Consider the following 10436-nt stretch of genomic DNA (forward strand, 5'->3'; position numbering starts at 1 on the left):
TTGCGCGCCCGATTTGCTGCCGCGCATTGCGCCGAGCAACAAGGGTTGCATTGCCGGCCCGATGTCGGCATCGCTACGCCATGAACTATCGCCACGCATTTCATGCCGGCAACTTCGCCGACGTCATCAAGCACATCGTTCTGGTGCGCATGCTGACCTATCTGCAGGAGAAGCCCGCGCCGTTCCGCGTCATCGACACCCATGCCGGCGCCGGACTCTACGACCTGACATCGAGCGAAGCGCAGCGCGGCGGCGAATGGCTCACCGGCATCGCGCGATTGATGCAGGCGCGGCTCACCGACAAGGCGTTGCCGCTGATCGCGCCCTATCTCGACATCGTCAGGTCGTTCAATCCGGCCGCGGAACTGAAGGCGTATCCCGGTTCGCCGTTGATAGCGCGAGCATTGCTGCGGCCGCAGGATCGTCTCACCGCCTGCGAAATCCAGCCTGAAGCGCGCAAACAGCTGATCGACGCATTGCGGCGCGACACCCAGGCGCGTGTCGTCGATCTCGATGGCTGGATGGCACTGCCCGCTTTCGTGCCACCGAACGAGCGGCGCGGACTGGTGTTGATCGATCCGCCATTCGAAGCAAAGGACGAGTTCGAACGACTGACTCGCGGCTTCGTCGAAGCCTTCGCAAAATGGCCGACCGGCTCTTACCTGATCTGGTATCCCGTAAAATCACGGAGAGCCACCGACGACCTCGCGCGCAGCGTCGCCGCAGCAGCTGCAACGAGCCGGCCGGCCGGCAAATGCTTGCGTTTGGAATTCAGTGTGGCACCGCAAGAATACGGTGGTGGCCTCGTGTCGACTGGGCTCTTGATCGTGAATCCGCCATGGACGCTGGTGAGTGAGTTAAAACTCATCTTGCCCGAACTCGAAAAGCCGCTTGGCCAGGGCGGCGCTGGGCGCTTCAGAATAGAGACGCCTCATCCGTAATCGCACCATTTGAAAAGTGCATTTGATCGTAGGCAATCGGCGCGGAACCGTATTATGCTCATCCTGTTACGACTGGCTTTACGTTCCGCTTCCGCGAATGGTTGCGGCGGAGTGACAAGGCCGAAATAAAATCCAGGCAGACCGGCGGCGTGACGCCGGCCTGTTCAGGTGGCCAGGCTTCCGACAAGCGAATGTCGGTCAACCGCTACGCGGCGTGCGCGTAGCGGGGGAGCAATACGGGGGAGGAGTTTCCCGATGGCCATGACTGGGACAGTCAAGTTCTTCAACGGAGAGAGAGGCTACGGCTTCATCAAGCCTGATGACGGCGGCCGCGATGTGTTCGTTCACATCACAGCCGTTGAGCGGGCGGGGCTAAAGGACCTGACTGAAGGACAGCGCATTACATTCGAGGTCGAACCGGACAAGAAGGGTAAAGGCCCCAAGGCGGTCAACCTGGTCGTGTCATCATGAGCGCGGCTCGTGATGCAAGCCGAATGAAGCGTTGCATGTAAATGGTTGCCGGGCGCACGGCGTGCGCTCGCTGCGTGACTTAGCTGCATGATGCGGATGCCAGCGGCGGCGTTCGTGTAGCGAAAACATGCGGCCGCGCTGTCGCGCGCGTGACATCCAAACCATCAGCACAAAAAAATCCCGGCCGCGCCAGGCGCGGCCGGGAGTTGATGGTTGACGTCTTCTTGTTCTCAGAAGTGATAGTTGATGCCGGCGCGGACCAGGCCGAAGCTGTAGCCGTTCGACGTGCCAGTGATCGCAAAGCGGCTGTTGGCGAGATCGACATAGAGATATTCGATCTTGGCGCTCCAGTTCGGAGCAAAGCCCATTTCGGCGCCGGCGCCGACGGTCCAGCCCACATTGGTGTGGGTCTCCGACAGACCGAAAGTCTCGCCGCGCAGTTCGCCGAAGGCGAGACCGCCGGTCGCGTAGAACAGCACGTTGTTGATGGCGTAGCCGGCGCGGCCGCGCACCGTGCCGAACCACGGATTGGAGAACTTCCAGGGCGCGAAGCGGTCGTCCGCCGAGGAGCCCTGGATGTCGGCCTCCAAGCCGAACACAAACGGCGTCCCATTCTGGAAATTGTAGCCGGCCTGGATGCCGCCGGCGAAGCCCGCCGGCTTGGTCGGGTTGTTGGCGACCGAGCCCCAATTGTAGCCGATGTTGCCGCCGAGATAGGGGCCGGCCCAGCTGTAGGCGTTGAGCGGCTGGGTGACGGTGTAGGGCGAGCCGTAGCTGAGGTCGGCCGACGCCGCCGCGGTCGTCCAACCTGCGACGAGCAGCGCCAGCGCACGCGCAACCAACCGGGTCATCGGTATTCTCCACCACGCAACTGCCGCAGCCCGCCGGCAACCGACCGGCGTGGTTACGGATTTCCACTTTTTTCGCTAAGGTTTATCGAGAGTTTTAAGTTAAAGGGTTGTTAAGGGCCCTTACCGCCTGCCGAGCAGTCCTAACGATCCGTTACAGACCCGCCCCGGTGGCCGTACGGGTCCGATAACCCCCTGCAATCAGACCGCCTTTTCCAACATCGCGGGGCGCTGGCGACCGCCCACTCAAGCGCTTAATTTACGGCCATGGTTCACGATTCTTCCGAGCGTCCGGCGCCGGCCCCCCGCAAGGCGCGGCGCGGCGCCAAATCCGATCTGCCGCAGGACGATCTGACGCTCGATACGGGCGACGTCGATCCCGCCACCTCCGCCGCGGACGAGGACGACGAGGCGCGCCTGCCCGATGCGCCGGAGGATGCGGCCGAGACCATCGCCGAAGCCACGCTCTCGATCGGACATGCCGCGATCGAGAATGCGGTCCGCCTCGCCCCGACTTCGCCCGGCGTCTACCGCATGCTCAACGCCGCCAATGACGTGCTCTATGTCGGCAAGGCCAAGAACGTCAAAAAGCGGCTGTCGTCCTATGCGCGGGCCAGCGCGCCGCTGCCGGCGCGCATCCTGCGCATGATCGCGGCGACCACCCAGGTCGAGATCGTCTCGACCACGACCGAGACCGAGGCGCTGCTGCTCGAGGCCAATCTGATCAAGCAGCTGCGCCCGCGCTTCAACGTGCAACTGCGCGACGACAAGTCGTTTCCCTATATCCTGATCTCCGGCGATCACTGGGCGCCGCAGATCCTCAAGCATCGCGGCGCGCAGTCGCGGCCGGGGCGCTATTTCGGCCCGTTCGCCAATGCCGGCGCGGTGAACCGCACCATCACGGCGCTGCAACGCGCGTTCCTGATCCGCTCCTGCACCGACGGCTTCTTCGAAAGCCGCACGCGGCCGTGTCTGCTGTACCAGATCAAGCGCTGCGCCGGGCCCTGCACCCGCGAGATCGATTTTCCCGGCTATAGCGAGCTGGTGCGCGAGGCGACCGAGTTCCTGTCGGGACGCAGCCACGCCGTGAAGGAACTGCTCGCTGCCGAGATGGAGAAGGCCTCCGGCGAGCTCGAATTCGAGACCGCGGCGCTTTACCGCGACCGCCTCGCGGCGCTGTCGGCGATCCAGTCGCAGCAGGGCATCAACCCGCGCACCGTCGAAGAAGCCGACGTGTTCGCGATCCACCAGGAGGGCGGCTATTCCTGCGTCGAGGTGTTCTTCTTCCGCACCGGCCAGAACTGGGGCAACCGCGCCTATTTCCCGAAGGCCGAGAAAACCTTCACGCCGGAGGAGGTGCTGTCGTCGTTCCTCGCGCAATTCTACGACGACAAGCCGCCGCCGAAGCTGATCCTGCTCTCGCACGAGATCGAGGAAAGCGCGCTGCTGGCAGACGCACTGTCGGTCAAGGCCGGATACAAGGTCGAGGTCTCGGTGCCGAAGCGCGGCGAGAAGAAGGAGTTGATCAGCCACGCGCTGACCAATGCGCGCGAGGCGCTCGGCCGCAAGCTCGCCGATACCGCAACCCAGAGCCGGCTGCTCGAGGCGATGGTCTCAACGCTCGGCCTGCCGCATGCCCCGAAGCGCATCGAGGTCTACGACAACAGCCATATCATGGGCACCAACGCCGTCGGTGCGATGATCGTGGCCGGGCCCGACGGCTTCATCAAGAACCAGTACCGCAAGTTCAACATCAAGTCCGAGGGGCTGACGCCCGGCGACGATTACGGGATGATGCGCGAGGTGCTGGAGCGGCGTTTCAAGCGGCTGTTGAAGCCGCCGGAGGACGGCGCCGCCAAAGTTCAGGACAAAGCGGACGACGATGCGTTCCCGCAATGGCCAGACCTCGTGATCATCGACGGCGGCCGCGGCCAGCTCAATGCGGTCAGGCAGATTTTCCAGACTCTCGGGCTGACTCAGGTCGCGCTGATGGCGGTCGCCAAGGGTCCGGACCGCGATGCGGGCCGCGAAACCCTGTTCATGCCCGACCGCGAGGCCATCAAGCTGGAGCCGCGGGACCCGGTGCTGTATTTCATCCAGCGGCTGCGCGACGAGGCCCATCGCTTCGTGATCGGCTCGCACCGCAAGCTGCGCAAGAAGGACATCCGCGAGGCCGGCCTGCAGGAGATCCCGGGCATCGGCCCGTCGCGCAAACGTGCCTTGCTGCACCACTTCGGAACGCTCAAGGAGATCGAGCGGGCCTCGATCGCCGACCTCGGCAAGGTTCCCGGCGTCAGCGCCGAGAGTGCCCGCAAGATTTTCGAGTTTTTCCACGCCCAGCCGGGGTAAAGGAGGCGCGAGTCATCAGGGCGTCGCCTGTGGCTGGCCATCTAGGAACACGATCCGGAAAGGTATCAAGCGGGTTTCCGAAAAGACCGTGCTTAAACAAGGAGCTAAAGCGCGATGACGATTTAGTCTAATCTTCGTCGCAGTTGAGTGTCCGCACGGTTGACCTTCTCGTTTCAGCGGTATTGGTAGGACGAATGAACATCGCCACGACCCGGGGACAGCCCAAGACCATGTCCCTTCCGAATATCCTGACCTACGCCCGGATCGCCGCGATCCCGGTGGTTATCGGGTGCGTCTACTGGCAGTCGATCCTGGACGGCCCATTATGGTTGCGCTGGGTCGCGCTGACCGTGTTCATCGCGGCGGGGATCACCGATTACCTCGACGGCTATTACGCCCGCATGTGGGACCAGCAATCCGCCTTCGGGCGGATGCTCGACCCGATCGCCGACAAGCTCCTGGTCGCCTCCAGCCTGTTGATGCTGGCGGCCGACAACTCGATCCATGGCTGGACGCTGTGGGCGGCGATCGTGATCCTGTGCCGCGAGATCCTGGTCTCGGGCCTGCGTGAATATCTGGCCGGCCTGCGGGTCAGCGTTCCCGTCACCAAGCTCGCGAAATGGAAGACGACGATCCAGCTCGTCGCGATCGGCTTTCTGATCGCCGGCGAAGCCGGCGAGCAGATCCTTCCGGCGACCACGCTGATCGGCATCGTGCTGCTGTGGATGTCGGCGATCTTCACGATCTACACCGGCTGGGACTATTTCCGCGCCGGCATCCATCACCTCATCAAGGAGGATGAGGGATGAAGGTGAAGTATTTTGCCTGGGTGCGCGAGCGCGTCGGCAAGGCGGAAGAAACCATCGAGCCGCCGGCCGAGGTGCGCACCGTCGGCGACCTGATCGGTTGGCTGTCCGCGCGCAGCGAGGCCTATGCCTACGCGTTCGAGAAACCCAAGGTGATCCGCGCCGCGATCGACCAGGCCCATGTCAAACCCGACGCGGCCATCGCCGGGGCCCGCGAGATCGCGTTCTTTCCGCCGATGACGGGCGGCTAACCTTCCGATGTCCGTAGTAGCGACCATCCGCATCCAGCAAGCCGACTTCGATGTCGCGCAGGAGATCGCTGCGCTGAGCAAGGGGCGCACCGATGTCGGCGCGGTGGTCAGCTTCAGCGGCATCTGCCGTGGCAGCGAGCAGGACGAGCCGATCGCGGCGCTCACGCTCGAGCATTATCCGGGCATGGCCGAAGCCGAAATCCAGCGCCACGCCGAAGAGGCGCTGGCGCGCTGGCCGCTGCAGGGCCTCACCGTCATCCACCGCTTCGGCCGCATCGTGCCCGGGGAGAACATCGTGCTTGTCGTGACCGCCTCGGCGCACCGCCAGGCCGCGTTCGAGGCCGCCGAATTCCTGATGGACTATCTCAAGACCAGCGCGCCGTTCTGGAAGCGCGAGGAGAGCGCGCGCGGCACGAACTGGGTCGAGGCGCGCGATCATGACGACGCGGCTGCCGCGCGCTGGACCAAATCCTGATGGCCAAGCGCAGCAAGGCGCCGGCCAAAGCGCCGGCAAAGCGCGGCCCTGCCGCGCCGAAGCCGCTCAAGGGCAGCGCCGGCGAACTTTTGACGCTGTTCGATTTCCTGCGCTATGCGGTCAGCCGCTTCAACGCGGCAAAGCTCGTGTTCGCGCACGGCACCACCGATCCCGTCGCGGAGGCCGCCTTCCTGATCTCTGAGACGCTGCATCTGCATCCCGACCAGTTCGAGAGCTTTGCGACGGCGCGCGTCACCGCAGCCGAGGGCAGGCAGATCCTCGACCTGATCGAGCGCCGCATCACGACGCGCAAGCCGGCGGCCTATCTCGTCAACAAGGTCTATATGCGCGGCGTGCCGTTCTACGTCGACGAGCGCACCATCGTGCCGCGCTCCTTCATCGGCGAACTACTGGATTCGCATTTCGGCGGCGACGAGGACGGCACCTCGCTGATCGGCGATCCCGCCGAGGTCGAAAGCGTGCTCGACCTCTGCACCGGCTCGGGCTGCCTTGCGATCCTCGCTGCCCAAAACTTTCCCAATGCCACGGTCGACGCGGTGGACATCTCCAGCGATGCGCTCGCGGTCGCCGCGCGCAACGTCGCCGACCACGGCCTTGCCGATCGCCTGACGCTGCACCGCGGCGACCTGTTCAAGCCGCTCGGCGACAACAGCTACGACCTCATCATCACCAACCCGCCCTATGTCGACGCCGAGGGCATGGCATCGCTGCCGCGCGAGTGCCGCGCCGAACCGAAACTCGCCTTCGACGGCGGTGCGGACGGGCTCGACATCGTGCGCCGCATTCTCGATGAAGCCGGCCGCCATCTGAACCCGCGCGGTGGGCTGCTCTGCGAGATCGGCCGCGGCCGCGACGACCTCGAGGAGGCCTATCCGAACCTGCCGCTGCTCTGGCTCGACACCGAGGACTCCGAGGGCGAAGTGTTCTGGATTGCGGCTGCCGACCTCTGATCCCGGAAGGGTTCGGGCGAGCAGCGGGGCCGGGAATGGGCGAAGCGAAAATCGTGTGCAGTTCCAGCCCCTTCCAAAGATCGCTCGCCCGTCGAATCAACAATGGTGCTAGATTGGGCCGCTGGGGATATCCGGACTGGGGCTGCGGACGCGCGACATGATTCGCATTTCGACGATCTTCATCGCCATCTGCATGGTGCTGGTCGCAGCCTCGCTCGGCTTCGTCCTGTATTCGGTGGCGGGCATCAGCGGCCCAGAATCGGCGATCGTGGCGCTGACCGCCCTCACCTTCCTGATCCTCTACAACGCGGTCTCGATGCGGCTGCGCGACCGCAGCGACGTCGGCAACCAGATCGCGGATCTGTCGCGCGGCACCGCCGACCTCGCTCGCCAGGTCGCCGAATTCGGCCGCCGGCTTGCCGCGGTCGAGGGCCGCGTCACCTCGGTCAATTCCACCAGCGCCGACCGGATGCAGGGCCTCGCCGGTGAGATCAACGAGCTTGGCGGGCTGGTGAAGCAGCTCGCGGCGTCGGTCGCCCACCATGAGGACCTGTTCGCGTCAGCGCCGCCGGCGCAAACCCAGTCCTCGCCGCCGCGCGATGATGTGCAGCAACCGGCTGCAGCGGCCCCGGCGGTCGCCGCGGCACCCGAGCCGCCCCCTGCGCCGGCCGCGCCGACGCCGCGCAGCCAGGGCCAGCTGCTTGCTGCGATCAAGAACGCGATCGAGGAGAACCGGCTCGACATCTATTTGCAGCCGATGGTGACGCTGCCGCAGCGCAAGGTGCGCTACTACGAGGCGATGGCGCGGCTGCGCGACGAGCGCGACCAGATCCTGGCCGCCGACGACTTCATCGCGGTCGCCGAGGCCGGCGGCCTGATCGGCCGCATCGACCACATGGTGATGCTCCGCTGCGTCCAGGTGCTGCGCCGCCTGATGGTCCGCAGCAAGGATGTCGGCGTGTTCTGCAACGTCTCGGCGGCGACGCTGGCCAATCCGGCCACCTTCACGCAATGCCTCGACTTCCTCGAGGCCAACCGCGCGCTGGCGCCGTCCTTCGTGCTCGAGTTCAAGCAGGCCACCTTCCGCAATCTCGGCCCGGTCGAGAGCGAGAACCTCGCCGCGCTGGCGCAGCGCGGCTATCGCTTCTCGATCGACCATGTCACCGACCTCCGGCTCGAGCCGCGCGAGCTCGCCGACCGCGGCGTCCGCTTCATCAAGGTTCCGGCGGCGCTGTTGCTCGACACCAGGCAGAGCGCGACCAGCGACATCCATCCCTCCGATCTCTCCGACCTGCTCGGCCGCTTCGGCATCGACTTGATCGCGGAGCGGATCGAGGGCGAGCGTTCGGTGGTCGACCTGCTCGACTACGACGTCCGGTTCGGCCAGGGCTTCCTGTTCGCGCCACCGCGGCCGTTGCGGCCCGAAGGGGCATCTGCTACCGCCGAGCCTCCACAGACCAAGCCGCAGGAACTCAATGGCACCGGCACTCCAGCCCCTGTCTCAAGCCCCGCCGCGCCGCCGCGCGCAACCGGCAATGCCGCGCTGGTGCGCCGCGCCGTCGGCCCGAATTAGCCGGTATTCCCAGCCATGACCTCGCTGCGCTTCGTGGAACGGCTGCGCGACCTCGTGGGCGGCGTCGACGTCGTGCTGTCGGACATCTGGGGTGTCGTGCACAACGGGCTCGAATCCTTCCCCGAGGCCTGCGCGGCGCTGCATACGTTCCGCAAGCAGGGCGGCACCGTCATCCTGATCACCAACGCGCCGCGGCCGGCCGATTCCGTGCAGCGGCAGCTGCGCAAGCTCGGCGTCGCCGACGAGACCTATGATGCGATCGTCTCCTCCGGCGATCTGACGCGGCATTTCGTTTCTGATCATCCCGGCCAGAAGATTTTCTGGGTCGGCCCGGAGCGCGACAGCTCGATCCATCGCGGCCTCGACGCCACCTTGGTGCCGCTCGAGCAGGCCGACTACATCATCTGCACCGGCCTGTTCGACGACGAGGTCGAGACCGCGGAAGACTACCGCGAGATGCTGCTCAAGGCGCGCGAGCGCAAGCTCACGCTGGTGTGCGCCAATCCGGACATCGTGGTCGAGCGCGGCGACCGCCTGATCTACTGCGCCGGCGCGATTGCCGAGCTCTATCGCGAACTCGGCGGCGAGGTGATCTTCTACGGCAAGCCGCACCGGCCGATCTACGAGCGCGCCATGGCGCTGGCCGCCGAACGGCGCGGCCGTCCGGCCGAGCTCTCACGGGTGCTGGCGATCGGCGATTCCGTGCGCACCGACCTCGCCGGCGCCCACGGCTTCGGCATCGACCTGCTGTTCATCACCCGCGGCATCCATTCCGAGCAGTTCGAAGGCATCGAGCAGCTCGACCCCGCCTCGGTGAAGGAGCTGTTCGGCCATCCGCCCCGCGCGCTGATGCGCGAGCTGAAGTGGTAGCGGCGCGCACTCTCCTCTCCCTCTCCCCGTTCTTCACGGGGAGAGGGTTGGAGTGAGGGGCTATCTCCACGAGTTGTGAAGGTGGTGAGACCTGTACCCCCTCACCCGGATCGCATTCCGCTAACGCTGCATGCGATCCGACCTCCCCCCGCATCCGCCTTCGCCCGAAGGCGGGCTTCGGCGGACAAGAGCGGGGAGAGGTGAAAGGGGCCCGCGGCCAAAATGCCGAAAAACAACCCCATGCAAAGTAGCCGGCGGTGGCTAGCCGATGGTCGATCAGGCCGCTGTCCGTAGCGGGTGAAGATGTCGTGTTTTTGTAGCTCGTGATCTGTCGCCTTCGTTTTGGAGTTTTGGGCGCCCGCGGAAGGCGTGGACGGGAGCGCCGGGTTTGTCATGCCATGGATGGAGCGGTCTGGTCAGCCCTGGGGGCGGGTTTCTTTGTTCGATTTGAAGCCCGTTTCTCCGTCCCGACCCGCGCTTTCTCGACGGCGGCGCGCGCAGGAGCGGTCAAGGACGCGCGCTTGCGCGCCCGCCAGGGCTTGTCCTTGACGGCTCCGAGCACGCTGCCAGGCTGAGGCGCGTCGGGGCTGATCTGCTGTCCGTTGGCGCTAAACCTCGCCAATCGATGCGGGCCGAGGAACACGCTGACGGTGCCATCGGGATACTCATGCACCCGCACCAGGGCCCTGACGAAGTGAGGCCTCAGCCGGCTCTCCGGCAACTGCAGCCGGCGACCTTTCCATGCGACGGTATTGTCGTTGGCGACGGTTCGCTCCTCGATCACGCACAGCGCCTCGCGCCAGGCCTCGTGGCGGTCGGCAACGAAGGCGGTGCTTTGCTGTTCGGCCTTGATCGCAAATGCGGCGTTGTGTTCGGCGATG

At 65.4% G+C, this 10436-nt stretch carries 11 protein-coding genes; 9 read left to right on the forward strand and 2 right to left on the reverse strand.

From position 1 onward, the window contains the following. Positions 1-80 precede the first annotated feature (80 nt). The gene (locus CI41S_RS12455; RefSeq protein ID WP_139859253.1) at positions 81-941 is read left to right on the forward strand and encodes a 23S rRNA (adenine(2030)-N(6))-methyltransferase RlmJ; all 861 of its coding nucleotides are present in this window, start codon (positions 81-83) and stop codon (positions 939-941) included. Positions 942-1196: 255 nt separating this feature from the next. Next, positions 1197-1412, forward strand: a complete 216-nt coding sequence (locus CI41S_RS12460; protein ID WP_066502379.1) for a cold-shock protein — start codon at positions 1197-1199, stop codon at positions 1410-1412. A 230-nt stretch (positions 1413-1642) separates the two neighbouring features. Here CI41S_RS12460 and CI41S_RS12465 read toward each other — a convergent pair whose 3' ends face one another. Then, on the reverse strand, positions 1643-2263 hold the full coding sequence (locus CI41S_RS12465) for an outer membrane protein (protein ID WP_139859255.1): 621 nt from the start codon (positions 2261-2263) through the stop codon (positions 1643-1645). Between the two features lie 264 nt (positions 2264-2527). Between CI41S_RS12465 and uvrC the strand changes: the two genes are divergently transcribed. The 7 genes from uvrC to CI41S_RS12500 all read left to right on the forward strand — a co-directional run bounded on the left by uvrC (position 2528) and on the right by CI41S_RS12500 (position 9555). Beyond that, positions 2528-4609 (forward strand): excinuclease ABC subunit UvrC, encoded by a 2082-nt coding sequence (gene uvrC / locus CI41S_RS12470; protein WP_139859257.1) that lies wholly within the window; start codon positions 2528-2530, stop codon positions 4607-4609. Between the two features lie 194 nt (positions 4610-4803). Beyond that, complete coding sequence (gene pgsA, locus CI41S_RS12475) at positions 4804-5418, forward strand: CDP-diacylglycerol--glycerol-3-phosphate 3-phosphatidyltransferase (protein WP_139480947.1); 615 nt, start codon at positions 4804-4806, stop codon at positions 5416-5418. Next, entirely contained in the window at positions 5415-5666 is a 252-nt protein-coding gene (moaD, locus tag CI41S_RS12480; protein ID WP_139859259.1) for a molybdopterin converting factor subunit 1, read from the forward strand. The genes pgsA and moaD overlap by 4 nt, the downstream gene beginning before the upstream one ends. A gap of 7 nt (positions 5667-5673) precedes the next feature. Next, complete coding sequence (locus tag CI41S_RS12485; protein WP_139859260.1) at positions 5674-6141, forward strand: molybdenum cofactor biosynthesis protein MoaE; 468 nt, start codon at positions 5674-5676, stop codon at positions 6139-6141. Beyond that, the gene (gene prmB, locus CI41S_RS12490) at positions 6141-7112 is read left to right on the forward strand and encodes a 50S ribosomal protein L3 N(5)-glutamine methyltransferase (RefSeq protein WP_139859262.1); all 972 of its coding nucleotides are present in this window, start codon (positions 6141-6143) and stop codon (positions 7110-7112) included. The genes CI41S_RS12485 and prmB overlap by 1 nt, the downstream gene beginning before the upstream one ends. 157 nt (positions 7113-7269) lie before the next feature. Beyond that, positions 7270-8685, forward strand: coding sequence for an EAL domain-containing protein (locus CI41S_RS12495; protein ID WP_139859264.1), 1416 nt, complete (start codon positions 7270-7272; stop codon positions 8683-8685). 15 nt (positions 8686-8700) lie between these two features. After that, positions 8701-9555 (forward strand): TIGR01459 family HAD-type hydrolase, encoded by an 855-nt coding sequence (locus CI41S_RS12500; protein ID WP_139859267.1) that lies wholly within the window; start codon positions 8701-8703, stop codon positions 9553-9555. 391 nt (positions 9556-9946) lie between these two features. Here the strand turns inward: CI41S_RS12500 and CI41S_RS44000 are convergent. Further along, positions 9947-10436: hypothetical protein (locus CI41S_RS44000; RefSeq protein ID WP_210242645.1), on the reverse strand; the 490-nt coding region annotated here is incomplete at its 5' end.

Origin of the sequence: Bradyrhizobium ivorense (genome assembly GCF_900696085.1) — a bacterium.
Lineage (GTDB): Bacteria > Pseudomonadota > Alphaproteobacteria > Rhizobiales > Xanthobacteraceae > Bradyrhizobium > Bradyrhizobium ivorense.

Excerpts from the sequence above, each read along its gene's own strand:
- CI41S_RS12485 (WP_139859260.1), top strand. The coding sequence starts at position 5,674 with ATGTCCGTAGTAGCGACCATCCGCATCCAGCAAGCCGACTTCGATGTC.
- moaD (WP_139859259.1), top strand. The coding sequence starts at position 5,415 with ATGAAGGTGAAGTATTTTGCCTGGGTGCGCGAGCGCGTCGGCAAGGCG.
- uvrC (WP_139859257.1), top strand. The coding sequence starts at position 2,528 with ATGGTTCACGATTCTTCCGAGCGTCCGGCGCCGGCCCCCCGCAAGGCG.
- CI41S_RS12460 (WP_066502379.1), top strand. The coding sequence starts at position 1,197 with ATGGCCATGACTGGGACAGTCAAGTTCTTCAACGGAGAGAGAGGCTAC.
- CI41S_RS12465 (WP_139859255.1), bottom strand. The coding sequence starts at position 2,263 with ATGACCCGGTTGGTTGCGCGTGCGCTGGCGCTGCTCGTCGCAGGTTGG.
- CI41S_RS12500 (WP_139859267.1), top strand. The coding sequence starts at position 8,701 with ATGACCTCGCTGCGCTTCGTGGAACGGCTGCGCGACCTCGTGGGCGGC.
- CI41S_RS12495 (WP_139859264.1), top strand. The coding sequence starts at position 7,270 with ATGATTCGCATTTCGACGATCTTCATCGCCATCTGCATGGTGCTGGTC.
- prmB (WP_139859262.1), top strand. The coding sequence starts at position 6,141 with ATGGCCAAGCGCAGCAAGGCGCCGGCCAAAGCGCCGGCAAAGCGCGGC.
- CI41S_RS12455 (WP_139859253.1), top strand. The coding sequence starts at position 81 with ATGAACTATCGCCACGCATTTCATGCCGGCAACTTCGCCGACGTCATC.
- pgsA (WP_139480947.1), top strand. The coding sequence starts at position 4,804 with ATGAACATCGCCACGACCCGGGGACAGCCCAAGACCATGTCCCTTCCG.